Source organism: Bacillus sp. PK6-026 (genome assembly GCF_054161455.1).
In genome coordinates this window covers 301,049-319,358 of the sequence record NZ_CP096418.1, presented here as the reverse complement: position 1 = coordinate 319,358, position 18,310 = coordinate 301,049, and the positions used below count along the sequence as shown (strand labels likewise).

At 47.9% G+C, this 18,310-nt stretch carries 16 protein-coding genes; 10 read left to right on the top strand and 6 right to left on the bottom strand.

Features of this window, described 5'->3' with window-relative positions; all coding sequences use genetic code 11:
• Positions 1-146: 146 nt before the first annotated feature.
• Together chbG and M1D59_RS01730 are read right to left on the bottom strand one after the other, a co-directional pair.
• On the bottom strand, positions 147-881 hold the full coding sequence (gene chbG / locus M1D59_RS01735; protein ID WP_026580485.1) for a chitin disaccharide deacetylase: 735 nt from the start codon (positions 879-881) through the stop codon (positions 147-149).
• Complete coding sequence (locus tag M1D59_RS01730; protein WP_020450047.1) at positions 878-1,612, bottom strand: GntR family transcriptional regulator; 735 nt, start codon at positions 1,610-1,612, stop codon at positions 878-880. Before M1D59_RS01730 ends, chbG begins: the two co-directional genes overlap by 4 nt.
• A 162-nt stretch (positions 1,613-1,774) precedes the next feature.
• On the opposite strand from M1D59_RS01730, the gene M1D59_RS01725 reads away from it, so the two are divergent.
• From M1D59_RS01725 to M1D59_RS01700, 6 genes are all read left to right on the top strand, one after another.
• Positions 1,775-3,109 (top strand): 6-phospho-beta-glucosidase, encoded by a 1,335-nt coding sequence (locus M1D59_RS01725; protein WP_026580483.1) that lies wholly within the window; start codon positions 1,775-1,777, stop codon positions 3,107-3,109.
• The gene (gene celB / locus M1D59_RS01720; RefSeq protein ID WP_020450045.1) at positions 3,096-4,382 is read left to right on the top strand and encodes a PTS cellobiose transporter subunit IIC; all 1,287 of its coding nucleotides are present in this window, start codon (positions 3,096-3,098) and stop codon (positions 4,380-4,382) included. Before M1D59_RS01725 ends, celB begins: the two co-directional genes overlap by 14 nt.
• 16 nt (positions 4,383-4,398) lie before the next feature.
• Positions 4,399-4,731 (top strand): PTS lactose/cellobiose transporter subunit IIA, encoded by a 333-nt coding sequence (locus M1D59_RS01715; protein WP_020450044.1) that lies wholly within the window; start codon positions 4,399-4,401, stop codon positions 4,729-4,731.
• Positions 4,728-5,030: a PTS sugar transporter subunit IIB gene (locus M1D59_RS01710; RefSeq protein ID WP_309539690.1), complete on the top strand. Its 303-nt coding sequence runs from the start codon at positions 4,728-4,730 to the stop codon at positions 5,028-5,030. The genes M1D59_RS01715 and M1D59_RS01710 overlap by 4 nt, the downstream gene beginning before the upstream one ends.
• Positions 5,031-5,150: 120 nt before the next feature.
• Entirely contained in the window at positions 5,151-6,563 is a 1,413-nt protein-coding gene (gene glcD, locus M1D59_RS01705; RefSeq protein ID WP_023857785.1) for a glycolate oxidase subunit GlcD, read from the top strand.
• Positions 6,560-7,882 (top strand): (Fe-S)-binding protein, encoded by a 1,323-nt coding sequence (locus M1D59_RS01700; RefSeq protein ID WP_023857784.1) that lies wholly within the window; start codon positions 6,560-6,562, stop codon positions 7,880-7,882. Before glcD ends, M1D59_RS01700 begins: the two co-directional genes overlap by 4 nt.
• Before the next feature lie 59 nt (positions 7,883-7,941).
• Here the strand turns inward: M1D59_RS01700 and M1D59_RS01695 are convergent, their stop codons facing one another.
• A complete protein-coding gene (locus tag M1D59_RS01695; protein ID WP_216921568.1) occupies positions 7,942-9,657 on the bottom strand; it encodes a serine hydrolase in 1,716 nt (571 codons plus the stop codon).
• 170 nt (positions 9,658-9,827) lie between these two features.
• Between M1D59_RS01695 and M1D59_RS01690 the strand changes: the two genes are divergently transcribed.
• Together M1D59_RS01690 and pepF are read left to right on the top strand one after the other, a co-directional pair.
• Positions 9,828-10,097, top strand: a complete 270-nt coding sequence (locus M1D59_RS01690; RefSeq protein ID WP_017474015.1) for a GlsB/YeaQ/YmgE family stress response membrane protein — start codon at positions 9,828-9,830, stop codon at positions 10,095-10,097.
• Between the two features lie 111 nt (positions 10,098-10,208).
• The gene (gene pepF / locus M1D59_RS01685) at positions 10,209-12,044 is read left to right on the top strand and encodes an oligoendopeptidase F (RefSeq protein ID WP_145654080.1); all 1,836 of its coding nucleotides are present in this window, start codon (positions 10,209-10,211) and stop codon (positions 12,042-12,044) included.
• 22 nt (positions 12,045-12,066) lie between these two features.
• On the opposite strand, the gene M1D59_RS01680 is transcribed toward pepF, so the two are convergent.
• Entirely contained in the window at positions 12,067-13,566 is a 1,500-nt protein-coding gene (locus tag M1D59_RS01680; protein WP_458117737.1) for an amidase, read from the bottom strand.
• 100 nt (positions 13,567-13,666) lie between these two features.
• Between M1D59_RS01680 and M1D59_RS01675 the strand changes: the two genes are divergently transcribed.
• Complete coding sequence (locus M1D59_RS01675; protein ID WP_020450037.1) at positions 13,667-14,119, top strand: GNAT family N-acetyltransferase; 453 nt, start codon at positions 13,667-13,669, stop codon at positions 14,117-14,119.
• A gap of 31 nt (positions 14,120-14,150) precedes the next feature.
• Here M1D59_RS01675 and M1D59_RS01670 read toward each other — a convergent pair whose 3' ends face one another.
• Both M1D59_RS01670 and M1D59_RS01665 read right to left on the bottom strand, forming a co-directional pair.
• The gene (locus M1D59_RS01670; RefSeq protein WP_458117736.1) at positions 14,151-15,281 is read right to left on the bottom strand and encodes a type II asparaginase; all 1,131 of its coding nucleotides are present in this window, start codon (positions 15,279-15,281) and stop codon (positions 14,151-14,153) included.
• Positions 15,282-15,454: 173 nt separating this feature from the next.
• Complete coding sequence (locus M1D59_RS01665) at positions 15,455-16,624, bottom strand: M20 family metallopeptidase (RefSeq protein ID WP_039073158.1); 1,170 nt, start codon at positions 16,622-16,624, stop codon at positions 15,455-15,457.
• Positions 16,625-16,749: 125 nt separating this feature from the next.
• Between M1D59_RS01665 and M1D59_RS01660 the strand changes: the two genes are divergently transcribed.
• Entirely contained in the window at positions 16,750-18,150 is a 1,401-nt protein-coding gene (locus tag M1D59_RS01660; protein WP_035337325.1) for a YfcC family protein, read from the top strand.
• Positions 18,151-18,310 lie beyond the last annotated feature (160 nt).

Below are 18,310 nucleotides of genomic sequence, written 5' to 3'. Positions count from 1 at the left end.
GACTTTTTAATGGCGAAGGGTTGCTGAATTTGTTATGACAAATCTATATTGATCAGAATTTTCTGAACTGTCAACTTGAAGACATTGACTACACAACCGCCGCTTTCTACTCCATTTAAGGAATAGAAGCGGCGCCTCTAGCCTCTTCATAGACTAGCGTAAGACGTAAGACGAATATCCGGACATTGTTGCAAAGCCGATTTAAGAGAAGGTTCCGTCAGCAGTGAAAGTTCATATACCCGAGGATAATGGAAAGACGATTTTTCAAGCAGACATTTATCGACGTAAGCCGGATGGCACATCACTTCAATCACTGCTGCGTCTTGATAATCACGAAGGATGCTCGAAAGATCCTTCAATCGATCGACTTTCAGCTCAAAAGCATCGTTCGACCTTACACCCTTCCACAGTGAAGGATGATCATGATTGACCTTTCTGCATGGCAGGTCATACTCTTTCGCAAGCTTTACAAACACCTCAGGGAGATTTCCGTATGTATGAATATGATGATGGCTGTCGATATGTGTCGGATTTAAACCGAAAGACAAAGCTTTCTCTATTTGCGCTTTCCACTCTCGGTATACTTCATCAAGGTCAATGTCGAAGAAACCCTGGTAGTACAAAAGCTTGCGAAAATTCCCTTCTTCATCCGTTATCGTATGCAGTCCGCCGAGAATCGGGCGCCCGGCCGTCAATGTCAAGTGGACGCCGACTCCGAGTTCACGATTTTGCCGTGCGAGTTCGACGGCATGCTCCGCTTCTTGCATATTGACCATGAGCGTAGTCGATGTGAGCACCCCGTGCTGGAAAGCTTCAATGATTCCAAGGTTGACTCCCCTTGAAAATCCAAAATCATCCGCATTTATGATTAGAGATTTCACCTTTCATTCCCCCTTTGTTCATAATCACGTTCAATGAAGAACTCAACACGGTCACCGCGAAAATAGGCCATAGAATACTCGACGACTTCTTCCGACGCCAAAAATGTTTGCGTCGATATCTGGAAGCAAGGTGTGCCTTGTGTAATATTTAAATGTTGTGCAATCTCCTCATCAGAAATCACAATTTTGATTTGTTCCTCTGTTCTTTTTATGTTGTTTCCTTGCCTGCTGATGCACTGGTAAAGTGAAATATTCGCCATTTCTTCCGTTACTTCGGGGACGAGATCCGTTCTGATATAGGCTGTTTCAAACTGGATTTCTTCATCGTCCGCATAGCGGATTCTTTTGATTTGATAGACCATTTGTTCAGCGTCGATTCCGAGGAGGGTTTGGATTTTTTCAGACGGCTTTATTTTTTGCAAATCAACAACTTTGATTTTCGGTTTAAAGCCTTGAGCCTTCAATTGCTCTGCATAACGGAGGCTGCTGGAGCTCAAGATCTGCTTTACTTTTCCTTTGGCGACAAATGTCCCTTTTCCCTGCTTTCGGTAAATGGCCCCTTCCATAAGCAAATGATTCAGCGCGGTCCGCAGCGTCGTCCGGCTGACATCATACAGTTTGCAAAACTCGGACTCCGTCGGCAGCAGGCTGCCAGGCGGATAATAACCGCTTTCAATCTTATCTACAATATCTTGTTTAATTTGACTGTGGAGCTGTGGTTGTTTCGCCATACATGTTCTCCTTTGGGGTGTGTTCGTAATTATAGAATAACACAAAAGGTTCCTAAAAAAAACAATTTGTCATAACAAATATGTATGGACAAATTTGTTATGACATGTTAAGTTTCAATTGTGTGAAGCGCTTTCATATAAAGAGAATGAAGGAGGGGGATTATGGCGCTGAAAGTAGTTGTTATAGGCGGAGGGTCCAGCTACACACCGGAAATTATTGAAGGCATCATCAAACGGCAACATCAATTTCCGGTGAATGAGATTGCACTTGTTGATATCGAGGAGGGCAAAGAAAAACTTCGCATCGTCTCAGAACTCGCGAAGCGAATGATCAGGCATGCGGGGGTTCCCATCGAACTGAGCCATACAATAGATCGGGCAGAAGCGTTGCAAGGTGCCGATTTCGTCACGGTTCAAATCAGAGTCGGCGGACTGAAGGCGAGAGCTTTAGACGAAAAAATTCCGCTCAGCCACGGCCTAATCGGGCAGGAAACAAACGGAGCCGGCGGTATGTTTAAAGCTTTCCGCACAATTCCTGTCATGCTGGATATCGCTCGCGATATCCAAAAGATTTGTCCCGAAGCATGGCTGATCAACTTTACCAATCCGGCCGGCATCGTGACGGAAGCTTTGCTGAAGCACGGACCTCATCAAAAGGTCGTCGGGGTATGCAATATTCCTTACAACATGAAAAATAGCATTGCAGAAATATTCGGCGTGGATGTGAACCGCGTCATGATTGAATTCGCAGGCCTCAACCATTTTGTTTTCGGAAAAAGGGTATGGATCGACGGCATCGACCGGACGGAAGAGACGATTGAGCATCTGTTGAATGATCACCTCGGCTACTCGCCCTCCAATATTGCGGCGTTGCCGTGGAATCGCCAATTTCTGCGGTCTTTACGTATGCTTCCGAGCCCGTACCATCAGTACTATTATCAACATGAAGATGCGCTCGCAAAAGATATCGAAGCGTACAATAACAACGGAACACGAGCGGAAACCGTCATGGAAGTGGAGCGGCAGCTGTTTGAGAAATACAAAGACGCCGAGATCCATGAGAAGCCTAAAGAACTGGAAGGCCGCGGCGGGGCTTACTATAGTGAATCAGCCTGCTCATTAATGAACTCGCTTTATCATCATTCAATGGATATTCAGACCGTGAACACACTGAATAAAGGAAGCATACCAGACCTTCCCGATGATGCGGTGATCGAAGTCAACAGTGTCATTACAAAAAGCGGACCGATTCCTCTGACCGTCGGAAAACTGCCTGCTGCCATTTGCGGGCCGATCTGCCTGATGAAAAAATTTGAACAATTAGTGATTGAAGCTGCGGTCACCGGCGACTACAATACGGCATATTCAGCCATGATCACCAATCCGTTGGTCTCCTCTGATCACAAAGCTCAAAAGGTACTGGATGAAATGCTCGAGGCGCATAAACGTTACCTCCCGCAATTTTTTGAGGAGGTCTGTGAACATGAAACAAAATAAAATGATGGCATTCATCGAAGCAAACATCATGCCGATCGCCGGAAAGATCGGTTCCCAAAGACACCTGATTGCAATACGCGACGGATTCATCGCCATTATGCCTCTTATTATCATCGGTTCCCTCGCCATCCTGGTTAATAATTTTCCAATACCGGCGTTTCAAAACTTTATGACCGGCCTGTTCGGAGAGGGATGGACTGCTGTCGGCGGGGCGATATGGAATGGCTCTTTTGCTCTGTTGAGCCTTTTAGCCGTTGCGGCTGTCAGCTTTAAGCTGGCCGAGTCCTATCACACAGATGGCCTGTCTGCCGCATTAATCGGGATTGGCGCATTCGCCGTGCTTACGCCGACCACTGAAGACTTTGGCTTTTCAATGACTTGGCTGGGAGCACAAGGCCTGTTCGTCGGCTTAATCGTGGCTTTGCTGTCGACGGAAGTCTTCCGGCTGTTTTCACAAAATGAGAAATGGAAAATAAAAATGCCTGAAGGAGTGCCTGACGGCGTCACAAAATCCTTGAATGCTCTATTGCCGGCTGCCGTCATCTTATCCACTGCCGGGCTATGTAATGCTCTGATTGTTCATTATTCGGGACAAAGCATCCATGAGCTTGTTTTCAGCACGATTCAAGAGCCGCTTCAAGGTCTTTCCAACACGGTTGGGTCAGCCTTGATTTTCACTTTCTTGAATCATTTGCTCTGGTTCTTTGGATTGCATGGAACAAATATCCTCGGGCCGATCATGGAATCCGTCTACCTCCCGCTCATTCAGGAAAATCAACACTTATTCTCGCAAGGAATGAGCGCTTTTGAAGTGCCTTATATTGTGACAAAGCCTTTCTTCGATTCTTACGTATTTATGGGGGGATCGGGAACGACATTGGCTCTGCTTGCCGGCATTTTAATTGCCGTGAAATCGAAGCACTACAAAACGATCGGGAAGGTGTCTCTCGCACCCGGCCTTTTTAACATCAATGAGCCCGTTCTGTTCGGACTTCCTATTGTATTAAACCCGATCATGTTCATTCCGTTTATCTTGATTCCATTAATTTTAACGATTACGTCATATGTCGCTTTGGCTTCCGGTCTCGTCCCGAAAACTGTCGCGATCCTTCCGTGGACAACGCCGCCGATTGTCAGCGGGTATCTCGTCACCGGAGGATCAGTCCGGGGAGTCTTATTGCAAATCTTCAACCTGGTGCTGGCCACCCTGCTCTACCTCCCGTTTATAAAAGCAGCAGAACGTTCCGCCTTGCACCAGACAGAAAACGAATAAGTAAGGAGTGAATGTTATGGCAGATACACTACAATTGGAACAGGTCTCATTTGAAATCATTCTTCACGCCGGAAATGCGCGTTCTTCTGCAATGGAAGCATTGCAGCTTGTGAAACAACACGAATGGGAAACCGGATATCAAAAAATACAAGAAGCAGAATCGGAGCTGAGCCAAGCTCATCAGGCGCAAACCCGCCTTCTGCAAAAAGAAGCACAAGGCGAAGGCCTTTCACCCAATCTATTATTAATCCATGCGCAGGACCATTTAATGACAGCCATGACTGTAAAAGATTTGGCGAAAGAATTGATTCATTTATATCAAGAGCTTCAGAAAGGAAGGGAAAAATGAAGATCGCACTTGTATGTTCAGCCGGAATGTCTACGAGTATACTGGTCAAAAAAATGAGGGAAGAAGCGAAAAACCGTTCATTGAAGGCCGAAATTAATGCATATGCGGAGGCAGATTTGCCAAGTCATCTGGATGAAATTGATGTGATACTGATTGGTCCGCAGGTCCGGTATTTAAAAGGGCAAATGACAGAGCGTACCGAGCCTTATCATACGCCCGTGGCCGTCATTGATCAAATGGCTTATGGAATGATGGACGGAGCAAAAGTGCTGAATCAGGCAATCAGCCTTGCAACCTGATGCCTCCTGCAAAGAACCGCGTTTTCTTTGAAAACGGGTTCTTTTTTTTTGAAGTTTAAAAGAATGATTTTTTGAAAGCGTTTGTTTTTGTATAATAATTGGTAAAGGATGTGATCATACATGATTTCCTCACAAGTGAAATCCCAGTTGATTGAAATTGTCGGCTCTGTCAATTATGACGATTCGAACGCCGGACGGCTCGTCTATTCTTATGATGCGACACCCCAGTTTCAATCGATGCCTGACGCGGTCATAGCCCCGCGCAGCACAGAAGAAGTATCGCAAATCGTGAAAATCTGCAACACGCACCGCATTCCGATTGTGCCGAGAGGTTCAGGTACAAACCTTTGCGCCGGCACATGCCCGACTGAAGGAGGAATTGTCCTCCTGTTTAAGCATATGAATCGAATTTTAGAAATCGATGAAGAAAACTTAACGATAACCGTTCAGCCCGGCGTGATCACGCTTGATTTAATTCACGCCGCTGAAGAAAAGGGATTATTTTATCCGCCCGATCCGAGCTCGATGAAGATCTCGACAATCGGCGGCAACATCAATGAAAACTCGGGCGGCCTCCGCGGGCTGAAATACGGAGTGACACGCGATTATGTCATGGCGCTTGAAGTCGTTCTCGCAAACGGGGATATCATCCGCACTGGCGGCAAACTCGCCAAAGACGTTGCCGGCTATGATTTGACGCGTCTTTTCGTCGGTTCTGAAGGAACGCTCGGCATCATTACTGAAGCAACATTGAAACTCATCCCGGCACCCGAAACAAAAAAAACCGTCCTCGCCCTCTATCAAGATATCGACTCTGCAGCCCAAACGGTTTCAAATATCATCGCACACAAAATCATTCCGACGACGCTCGAATTTCTCGATCAGCCCACGATTCAGGTGATCGAAGACTTCGCGAAAATCGGCCTTCCCGTCCATGCCAAAGCGGTTCTCCTGATCGAACAGGACGGCACCGAGGAAGCAGTCCGCCGTGACATTGCCCTGATTGAAGAGATTTGCACAAAAGGAAATGCTGTGTCCGTTCAAACCGCGCAAACAGAAGCTGAAGCGGAAAATCTTCGGGAGGCCCGCCGCACCGCACTTTCCGCTTTAGCCCGTTTAAAGCCGACGACCATTCTGGAGGATGCCACGGTACCGCGCTCTGAAATTGCCGAAATGGTAAAAGCAATTAATACGATCGCCGAAAAGCACAAAATATCGATTTGTACATTCGGGCACGCAGGCGACGGCAACCTTCATCCGACCTGTACGACAGATGTCAGAAACAGTGAAGAAATGAAACGGGTCGAACAGGCTTTTGAAGACATCTTTAAAAAAGCGGTTGAGCTGGGAGGAACAATCACCGGAGAACATGGGGTCGGCGAAATGAAAGCTCCTTATCTGGAACTGAAGCTGGGGAAAGCGGGAATCGCCGCCATGAAGGCGGTAAAACAGGCGCTGGATCCTAACAGCATCATGAATCCCGGGAAGATATTTGCGAAAGACTCCCGCAAGCGGGTGGTGGTGACAAAATGACGACAGCTAACGAAAGAAAGGTCATTGAACAGCAGTTTAAACAAAGAATGGACGAGGAAGAGCTGCTGAATTGCATGCGCTGCGGCTTTTGTCTGCCGTCATGCCCCACCTATATCGAATCCGGTTTTCAGGAAAGCCATTCACCGCGCGGACGCATCGCGCTCATGAAAGCGGTCGTCGATGGGGCGATTGAGCCTGATGAGGATGTCGAACGGTCACTGGAGCTTTGCCTCGGCTGCCGGGCGTGTGAACCTGTATGTCCTTCAGGCGTAAACTACGGGCGCTTGCTTGAAGAAGCGAGGGATATTATTCAGCAGAACAAAAAACACACCCTTCCGGTTAAAGTGCTTCGCCGCGCGGTATTCAAAGGGCTTTTCCCCCACCAAAACAGAATCAGGGCGCTGACTGGAATACTCGGCGTGTATCAGCGTTCCGGCATGCAAAATGTGATTCGCAAATCGGGCTTACTTCGTCTTTTGCCGGACCATCTCGCGAAAATGGAGGCTGTTTTGCCGAAAGTTCCCGATATGAAACAGCTGAAAAAACGGCCGCACCTGCTCCCTGCGATCGGAGAGAGAAAAAAACGGGCCGCCTTTTTCTCGGGCTGCCTCATGGATACGTTGTTTTTAGATACGAATATGGCAACCATCGAGCTGCTGCGGCTGGCCGGCTGCGAGATCATCATTCCCGAACAGCAGACCTGCTGCGGCGCCCTCCACGGACACAGCGGCGAAAAGTCTGAGGCCATCCTGCTCGCAAAACGAAATATTCAGGCATTCGAGGATTCAAACGCGGACTTTATCGTGACAAATGCAGGGGGATGCGGAGCATTTTTAAAGGAATATGATCATCTCCTGAAAGATGACTCTGAATGGCGGAAACGGGCAGCGGTTTTTACAGGGAAACTGAAAGACTTTTCTTCCGTCCTGTTGGAGCTGAACTTTGATCAGCGATCCCTTGAACTGCCGCAGCAAATCGTCACCTACCAAGATTCGTGCCATTTGCGAAATGTCATGAACACCTCCGCTGAGCCGAGATACCTTATTCGCAGCATCAACGGCATTGAATTCAAGGAAATGAAAAATGCCGAAAGCTGCTGTGGATCAGCCGGTATTTATAACATTGTCGAATCCGAAATGTCGATGAAAATTCTCGATACAAAAATGGAAGCAGCAGCAGCGACCCGGGCCGCTACGATCGTTACAGCTAATCCCGGATGTCTGCTGCAAATGAAGCTCGGCATTGAACGAGCTGGGCTTACAAACCAAGTGAGAGCTGTTCATCTGGCGGATTTATTGCTGGAAGCCGTCCAGGAGTGACTAGGCGGCTCACATTTGGTATATTTCTCGGGAAATAAATCGAAATATGTCTTCTGCTGCTATTTCCGGACAGCAGGAAATTCTCCATTCGGCTGGATGAAGCGCAAACCTGTTACCTGTCCGGAATCGCCGGCTTCGAACCGGACGCTGAAACCCGGCAGGTTTTTGATTTGAAATGTCAACTCACGGTAAGGCTCAAGTTCGTAATCAGGCTGACCGGGCAATGAAACCCAGAGCGTCCGGTTGTTTCTGAAAGACACAACGACATCTGTTCCGTCTTCCAATGCATATTCGCCCGTTAAAGAAGCAAGAAATTCAGGATCGTACAACCGCTGATCCGGCTTCCTGACAAATTCGATTTCTCCAGCGCCTTCCGCCATTTCAAACGGTACGGAAAGGCGGCTGATATGTCCGTGTATATCAGCGCTGAAAGATGAGAGCATCGCCATCTCCGTGAGCGGCATTTTCATCTCGAATATATTGTAATGATAATGCTTCAAAGGCATCACAAACGAATTGAAGAGCGCCTGTAACATACCGTCTTTACACTCTATTTTGATTTCACCGTAGCCGGGGTGCTCGTATACACCTGTGTAGTCCTTCAGGTCATGAGAAGGCTTCGTTCCTTCAATTTTGGTAAGATCCGCGGTTCGATCCACGCCTAAAGCCGCTTTCATTATTTTTTCCGCTTCGCCTTTCAGCCGGCCGTTCCAATCAATCTCTTCCAATCCAAGCAAGCGGTCAAAAATATTGTACGCCAGAACATTTGGGAGAAAGCTGCCGTTCATATTTGTCAAAATGGCAATCCCGATTTTTTCATAAGGCATGAAAGCAACAAGCGATGAAAAACCGTCAATATTTCCGCCATGATGAATCATATGACGGCCACGGTACGGTTCAACAAACCAGCCGAGCCCATAGCTGCAGACAGGGAGTTCCTTCGCTTTAAGAATGGAGTCGCAGGAAATGCAAGGCGTATGCAGCTCATGAAGGCTTCCCTCTGATAGAACACCGCTGAATTTGTCGCTGCCAAGCTGAAGCAGCACCCAATTTGCCATATCCAAGGCATTGGAATTGATCGATCCAGCCGGCCCGATCACATCGATATTGCGAAAAGGAATTTTTTCAACTGTTCCGTTTTTCTCTTGATATGGAAAGGCAAAATCGGAAAGCTTTTGCATAACTTCGACCGAGAAGCTGCTGGATGTCATATGCAAGGGTTTGAAAATCCGCTCATGAACAAACTCCTCCCATGTCGTTCCCGCTATTCTTCCTGCAAGATAACCGGCCGTCATGTACATCAGGTTCTGATACTGCCATTTTGATCGAAAATCCAGATTCGGCTCAAGGTAGCGGAGCCGTCTGAAAAGCTCTTCCCTTGAAAAGGAGGAATTGTACCACATCATTTCGTGTCTTGGGAGGCCCGAACGATGGCACGCCAGATCACGGGGAGTCATCCGTTCGGTTGCCACCGGATCATACATCTTAAACTCCGGGAGGTATTCCCTTACCGGCTTGTCCCATTCCATTTTCCCTTCATCAGCCAAAACCGCCATCGCCGCCGTTGTAAATGCCTTGGAAGCGGAACCGATCGCAAATACCGTTTCCGGGTTCACTTTTAATTTCCGTTCTTTATCCCTGAATCCAAACCCTTCCGCCATGATGATCTCGTCTTCCTTAATGACTGCAACAGCGGCTCCGGGAACGTTCCACTCCTTCATTTTTTCCAGGGCAAATGCCCGAAAGCCTTTTAATTCCTTTATAGGCTGTCTCATTTTACTCTCCTCTCTTGATCTAAGCGTCTTATGCCTGTTCCAGGTGTCCGTATTCCATACGTTTGTTCGCCCGAATGGTTTCATTTAGAGAAAATTTGTATATTTATTCACGAATTCCAAAAGATAGGTATAAGGCTGAAAATGTCTAAAAAACAAGGAGGTTTTGTTCAATGTTTGGATTTATTTGGTCATTGATCATCGGCGGAATTTTAGGCTGGCTGGCCGGCCTCATTATCAGACGTGATGTACCCGGAGGAATCATTGGAAATATTATCGCGGGATTTATCGGTTCATGGCTCGGCTCCATGATTTTGGGACGCTGGGGTCCGATGATCGGCGGATTTAATATCATTCCGGCTCTGATCGGTGCGATCATTTTGATTTTCATCGTCAGTCTTGTCATGAGAAGTATGGGCGGACGAAACCGCAATGCTCAATAATGGATGATTTACGACGGTTTCATTAGAAACCGTCGTTTTTTATTTCATTCTGCTGCCGTCTTTTATATAATTAATTAGAAACACGAAATATTTTCAAGGGGAGGCTGTACATTGGAAAAAGTGGCAGAAAAAAGACCGAAGCGCTCTGAGGTGCCGCAGGAACTGACTTGGAATCTTACTGATTTATTTTCTTCTTATGAAGCTTGGGAAGACGCACTTGTGAAAATTGAGGAAGATCTCGTATCCATCGGCTCATTTAAAGGAAGGCTTCACGAAGGAGCTGACGTGTTGCTCGATTGTTTAATGCTGCAGGAGAAACTGCTAGAGCGCCTAGTCCGGGCCGCCGCCTATACTCACCTCAGAAAGTCCGAAGATTTGACAAACCCCGTCAACCAAGCCGACGCTTCAAGGATGGCCGCACTTCAAGCAAAACTAAACGCCGGGCTTTCATTTATCCAATCGGAAATTCTCGAATTCCCCGAAAATCAAGTGGAGACGTACATAAAAAATGAGAAAGGACTGGAGCCTTTCAGCAAAATGCTGTCCGAGATAATGGAGCGCAAGCCGTATAAGCTTGCTCCCGAAACAGAGGAAGCGTTAGCCGTTTTAGGCGAAGTGCATGATGCACCGTACAAAATTTTCGGGATGGCGAAGCTTGCAGATATGCAATTTTCACCGATTCAGGACCGGAACGGCAATGAGTTGGCCAATTCGTTCGCGTTATATGAAGGAAAATACATGTTCTCTCCTGATACGCATATTCGCAGAACCGCCTTTGCCTCCTTTACAAATACCCTGCAAACATACAAAAATACCATCGCCGCCGTCTATGAAACAGAAGTCAAAAAACAGGTCGGCATGTCAAGGCTTCGCGGATATCAATCCGCCACCGATATGCTTCTTCAGCCGCAAAGCGTCACGCTCGAAATGTACCACAACCAGCTTGATGTGATTAAAAACGAACTTGCACCTCATATGCGCAAGTATGCCGCCTTGAAAAAACGCGTATTAGACCTCGACGACATGCGCTTCTGCGATTTGCAGGCTCCGCTTGATCACGACTTCAGTCCAAAGACGACTTACGAACAGGCCGGCCGGATGATCTTGGACGCTTTACAAGTGATGGGACCCGAGTACGCGGAAGTCATGGAAACCGCATTGACTGAGCGGTGGGTTGATCTCGCTGACAACATCGGCAAATCCACGGGTGCGTTTTGTTCAAGTCCGTACGGAGTGCATCCCTTCATTTTGATGACATGGACGGATACGATGCGGGACGCCTTTACCCTTGCCCATGAACTCGGTCATGCCGGTCATTTCTACTTGGCAAACCGCAAGCAGCGCATCATGAATGTCAGACCGTCTCTATATTTCATCGAAGCGCCTTCTACAATGAACGAAATGCTTCTCGCCCAGCATTTGTTTTCCAAGACAAATGACCCGAAAATGAAGCGCTGGGTCATCAACCAATTGATGGGCACGTATTACCACAATTTCGTCACCCATCTGCTTGAAGGGGAATATCAGCGGAGAGTCTACGAACTCGCCGAACAAGGGTGCGCACTTACCGCTTCCGTACTGTCTGAACAAACCACCGCCGTGCTGTCCGAATTCTGGGGCAGCGGAGTGAAGCTTGATGAAGGGGCAGGTTTAACATGGATGCGTCAGCCGCACTACTACATGGGGTTATACCCTTACACCTATTCAGCCGGGCTGACAGCATCGACGATCGTCTCGCAGCAAATTAAAGAAGAAGGCCGCCCTGCCGTCGAGAGATGGCTGAACGTTTTAAAAACAGGCGGTACAATGAAACCGCTGGACCTGTTGAAACACGCGGGTGTTGACATGTCGACGGATCAACCGATACGCCAGGCAGTTGCGTATGTCGGAACATTGGTTGACGAGCTCGAAAAACTGTATGATCCAAAAGAAGACCGGCCTGATTAACAGCCGGTCTTCTTTTATTCTGTTACAGACTGCCGAACATCGGATTGCCTTTCATTCCGATCCATAAGTCTGATTGCTCTAATAAATGTGCGGTGCGAAGCAGCCAATGTTCCTTTCCTTTCGGTGCCGTCACTTGAACGCCGAGCGGTAAACCTTCATTTGTGAGGTGGACCGGGACGCTCATCGCAGGCTGTCCGGTTAAGTTGGCAAGCTGTGTGAATGGTGTATATGTCAAGCTTTTCAAAAACATTTGATAAATCAACGACTGCTGCTCATTTTTTTCCAGCTCACTCACTTTCAGGAGCGCTTCGGCTTCTTTTTCGGTATGAGTAAGCTCGCCGACCTTTGGAGCGGGGTATGCCGTTGCAGGGGTCACATACAGATCATAGGTCTCATGAAACGCCGCCATTTGTGCAGCTGCTTGATCCCAGGAAGCAAGGCTTGCCGTAAATTCGGCTGCCGACACTTTTTTGCCTGCTTCATTAAGCACCCATGTGACAATTTCAACATCCTGAACAGTGATCGCTCTTCCAAGCGTTTTTTCCATTCCTAGAATCATCGCGGAAATTTCACCGCTGTTCATTAAGTAGTAGTTCTCCATTAACCGGAGTCCATCAACGCCGTTCGCCTGCTCTTCGACGCGGTGTCCCTGCGCTTCCAGCCATTTAACGGTGCGGTGGACGGCTTGTTTGGCTTCATCACTGACAGGCGTTCCGACGGGTGATTCTACAGAAAATGCGATATTCAACGGGCGCTCCAGCCCTTTTTTCATATCCTCTTCATAATGGCCCGGAAATAAAGGCGTTTGAAAAGCGGCTTCAGGCTGAACGGTTTGCAGGATATCAAGGAGCGCAGCGCTGTCCCTGACCGTACGGGACAGCGCAAAATCGATCGATGCTCCCTGCCATTGCCGCCCGACGCCCGGTCCTACAGGCGTTCTGCCCCGGGTCGGCTTCAAACCGAATATCCCGGTAAATGAAGCGGGGATCCTAATGGAGCCTCCCCCGTCACTAGCTCCTGCAAGGGGAACGATTCCGGCCGCCACCGCTGCAGCGGAACCGCCGCTTGAACCGCCGGGTGAATAATCGGTGTTCCAGGGATTTCGCGACGGCCCGTATAATTCAGGCTCAGAAATATTTTTCAATCCGTATTCGGGCGTATTCGTTTGGCCGAGAAATAAAAAGCCGGCGCCGCGCAATTTAGCAACGAAATTCGAATCGCGCTTTGGTTGATAAGATGAAAGCAGCTTGGCGCCGGCTGTAAGAGGCTCCCCTTTCAACGCTTGGGAAATGTCCTTTAAAAGGATCGGCACCCCGGCAAACGGCTGCTGTCTGATATCGAGCTGTCTGCATTCATGTTTGACTTGTTCTTTTCTCGTCCGAACGACCGCATTCAGTTCTGGATTGACTTCTTCAAGGCGGGAAAAAGCAGCATCGATTAATTCGTTCACCGTTACTTCCCCATGTTTGATAAGCTTAGATAAAGCAACTGCGTCATGCTTCATATAGTCAGATATATTCATATCAGTACCTCACTTTACTGTTCGCTTGTGTTTACTATTGTGCATGAGCCTTTTGAGGATTTCAATGTTTTCAGTTTAGATCAAAAAGGAGATGAGTGAAATGAATATTCGAAGGTTACACCCAGAACATGAGCCGCCGCTTGATTTACTGTTGACGGCAGACCCTTCCGAAAAACTGGTTATCGATTATCTCAAACGGGGACAATGCTATACAGCAGAAATCGACCGCCGGATTGTAGGTGTCTATGTGCTGCTGCCGACGAGACCAGAAACAGCAGAGCTCGTCAATATCGCCGTCAAAGAAGATCTGCAGGGAAAAGGAATCGGCAGACAATTGGTTATGCATGCGATTGAAACGGCAAAATCACAAGGATTTAAGACAATTGAAATCGGAACCGGGAATTCAAGCATCGGCCAGCTTGCGCTCTATCAAAAATGCGGATTTAGAATCACCGGCATCGACCGCGACTTTTTCTTGAGGCATTATGAGAAACCGATATACGAAAACGGCATGCGCTGCATCGATATGGTTCGCTTAGCGCTCGATCTTTAAAAAATCCGCCGGGCTCCCCGGCGGATTCTCGTCAATATTCATCAAAATAGGACTGGATCTTTTTCGGATCATCTGTTTTGGTCAGCGCCAGCATCAGCAAAATCCGGGCTTTCTGCGGGTTCAAAGAGTTGGAAGCCAATATGTTTTCCTTTTCAAGATCAGGATTGGGCGTGACAACCCCGCTGCCGGTGCGTGTAGAACGCACGACTGCCGCCCCTTTTTTCACCGCTGCGACTGCCCCTTTTTTCGCCTCGTCAGAGACTGAACCGTTTCCGCTTCCCGCATAGATAATGCCTTTCGCTCCCGCCTTGATTGCAGCGTCAAACAGATAGCGCCCGTCGTTTTGATACCCGTATATGATGTCGACTTGAGGAAGCTGATTGATCTTGGAAATATTAAAATCGGTATCTTTCGTATGCTTTTTTGTGATGTCATTATGAAAATAGATGCCGTCGGCAATATTGCCGAGGTAACCCATTTCTTCCGACTTGAAAGTGTCAGGAGCTGTCGTATGGGTTTTCGTCACATATCTTGCCGCAGCAATCCGGTCATTCAGCACCACCATGGTTCCTTTCCCGTAAGCTTCCTTGCTCGCAGCGACCTTTACAGCATTGTACAAGTTGGCAGGCCCGTCGGCTCCAATCGCTGTGGAAGGCCGCATAGATCCGACCACAACGACGGGTTTATCGCTTTTGAGGACGAGATTTAAAAAATAAGCCGTTTCTTCCAAGGTGTCCGTTCCGTGAGTGACGACAATTCCATCGACATCATCTGAAGCTAAAAGCTTCGCAGTGCGCTTGCTCAATTTCAGGAGCGTTTTATTGGTCATATTCTGACTTCCGATGTTTGCCACTTGTTCTCCGCTGATATTCGCGATATCCTTCATTTCCGGAACGGCTTCGATGAGCGAATCAATCCCGACTGCACCCGCTTTATAATTGGTCGTCGACGTTTTGGACTGATTCGCTCCGGCAATCGTCCCCCCTGTGGCTAAAATTCTTATGTTGGGCAGGCCCTCATTTCCTTGAGCAGTCTTAGCTGACGCAGTTTCCGTCTTCGCCCGGGCCTTTGTTTCATTTCGAGATTCGTTTGAACCGGAGCACCCGGCATTGATCAAAAGCAATAAGCCTAACACAATAAATAACATTCGTTTTTTCGTCATGTTTTGATCTCTCCCTGCTGCGAAGTCCGCTAATTATATATGTATTTTCTCTTTCCTCCTCTCTTTCATACCAGTTTAAAATGCATTTATACGCTGTCTATTTATATGTTAGATTTTCTTCTGCGTTTTTTTGCATTAAAAAAAGGGAAACCTCGTTTCCCTCTTCAGACCTTCTATTGTTTTAAAAAGCTGAATTCTTCCTTTATTTTTCTCAACAGCTCTTCATTGGTGAGCACATCATAGGCCGTGAATGCCATAGATTTTGCGCCGAGCATTAAGCCTTCGAACCCTTGGCTGCTCATGGCTGCCTCCCGAAACTCGGGTGTGTGGCACGCGTACGGTTCATCGCAAATTTGTACATAAGGATGAATGGAAGGTGCGATCTGGCTGACATTCCCCATATCAACTGAACCTCCTCCGTCCGCTTTTTCATGAATCGAATCGGGATCGACGCCCAACTCGATCATGTTTTGTGTAAAGGCGTCTGACAGCGTTTCATTTGTTTTCAAATCATCGTAAGACAGCTCATAAAAAGAGCTCTTAAGTCGGGCTCCAGTCGCAAGTGCGGCTGCTTTTGCACAATTTTTTACTTTATCGAGCAGTTCATTGACATAAGCACGTTCTGTTCCTCTGACATAAAACTGGGCAACCGCATAATCCGGCACAACATTTGCCGCTTTCCCTCCCTCCGGAATAATCCCGTGAATCCGGGCATCAGGGAGAATATGCTGTCTGAGCGCATTAATGCCGTTGAATGTCTGAATGACGGCATCGAGCGCATTGATTCCTTCGTGAGGCGCTCCCGCCGCATGCGAGGCCTTTCCAAAGAATTCGAATTGAATCGCATCCATCGCCAGCGATGTTCCGCTTTTTTCATGCCTGCAATACGGATGAACCATCATAGCGGCGTCCAAGTGATCAAAAACCCCTTGTTCGGCCATGGTTACTTTTCCGCCTTTCGTTTCTTCCGCAGGCGTTCCGTAAACATACACTTTCCCTCCGCATGATGCGATGACTTTGCTGACGCCGATCGCGGCGCCGACCGCCATCGTGCCGATCAAATTGTGCCCGCAGGCATGGCCAAGGTCAGGTAATGCATCATATTCAGCCATAAACCCGATGGCAGGGCCGGGACGGCCGCTGTCAAATTCGGCCGTAAACGCCGTCGCAAGGCCGCATGTTCCTAACTCCACCTGAAAACCGTGTTTTTTCAGCTCCTCGGACAGAATCTTTGAAGCTTTGAATTCTTCATGTCCCAGTTCAGGGTGATTGCCTATATACTGGCTGATATGCAGCAGCTCTTCACGAATATGTTCGATCTCTTTCTCAATTTGTTTTTTCATAACGGTTCTCCCTTCTCCATTACCGGAAGTTCTTTTCCAGGGTTGACAAAGTAAAGCTCATATCCTCAAAATGATTAAATATATAATTATATGAATATTAATACATTATATAGGAGACGAACGGAATGAGCAATGGCACCCCCCAGAAAATAAAACTGCACTTCCCTCATACTTATGCTTTGATTTTTTTCATTATCATTTTAGCTGCACTGGCTTCATACTTCATTCCATCAGGAGAATTTGAACGGGTTGAAGAAGACGGCCGAACGGTTATCGTACAAGGGAGCTACACACAGACTGACGCCGGTCCGGTCGGTTTTTTCGAGATGTTTAAAGCCATACCGGAAGGCATGATTCAATCGGCGGATATTATTTTTTACATCTTTTTAATAGGCGGAGCTTTCGGCATCATCCATCAGACCGGGATGATTCGTGCAGGTGTTCATGTGCTCGTGCAGCGCTTGAAGAAACGCGGTTTCCTCCTGATTCCCGTCACCATGTTCGTCTTTTCCATCGGAGGCGCAACGATCGGTTTATCTGAAGAGACGATTATTTTTATTCCGATCGGCATCGCTGTTGCAAGAGCGCTTGGCTATGATTCAATGACCGGGCTGGCGATGATTTCCCTTGGCGCGGCTGCAGGGTTCACCGGCGGCATGTTGAACCCGTTCACAGTCGGAATCGCACAGACAATTGCGGAAGTCCCAGTGTTTAGCGCCCTCGGTTATAGATTGGCCGTTTATGCCGCCATGCTCGGTTTCTCCATTTTTTATGTCATGCGGTACGCTGAAAAAGTCAAAGCGCACCCAAATACCGGTTTGATGTATGGAAGCGAAACAGAGATGAATGAAGAGACAGCCGCAGGACACGCTGATCTTTCCTTCACCGGAAGACACGGCCTCGTCCTGCTGATTACAGCATTGGGCTTCGGCATCAATATGTTCGGTGTATTTCAATGGGGGTGGTTTTTAAGCGAGTTGTCGGCCGGCTTTCTCATCATCGGCTTTGCCGCCGGCCTTGCGGGAGGACTCGGCATCAACAACACCTTCCATTCATTTGTTGACGGTATGAAACAGGTTGTATACGGAGCGCTGATTGTCGGCTTCGCCCGTGCCATTGTCATCGTATTGGAAAACGGACAGATTATCGATACGATCATCAACAGCCTTGCTTCAGCCATCAGCTCACTTCCGAACGAAATCAGCGCCATTGGCATGTTCGCCGTGCAAATCGTGATCAACACATTTATTCCATCCGGAAGCGGACAGGCAGCCACAACGATGCCGCTTATGGCGCCGCTGGCCGATTTATTGGGATTCGAACGCCAGATTGCCGTATTCGCGTATCAATACGGAGACGGAATCACCAACTCCATCATCCCGACCTCCGGTGTACTGATGGCTTCGCTGTCAATCGCAGGCGTCACTTACGAACGCTGGGTCAAGTTTGTCTGGAAGCTGGTCGCAGGCTGGATTTTCATCGGCGCCGCCGCAATTGTTATCGCCATGATCATCGGTATTAAGTAAACATCCGGTCCACAATATGCAGCCGGAGCCCCCGGCTGCATTCCTCATACATGTCTCCGTCTCCCTGACCATAGAGAAGCCTAAACCATCAAAACCGGCGTTTCTGAGACGATTGATCTACTAAATTTTAAGCTCAGGTTAAGAAAACCCGAAAACAGGA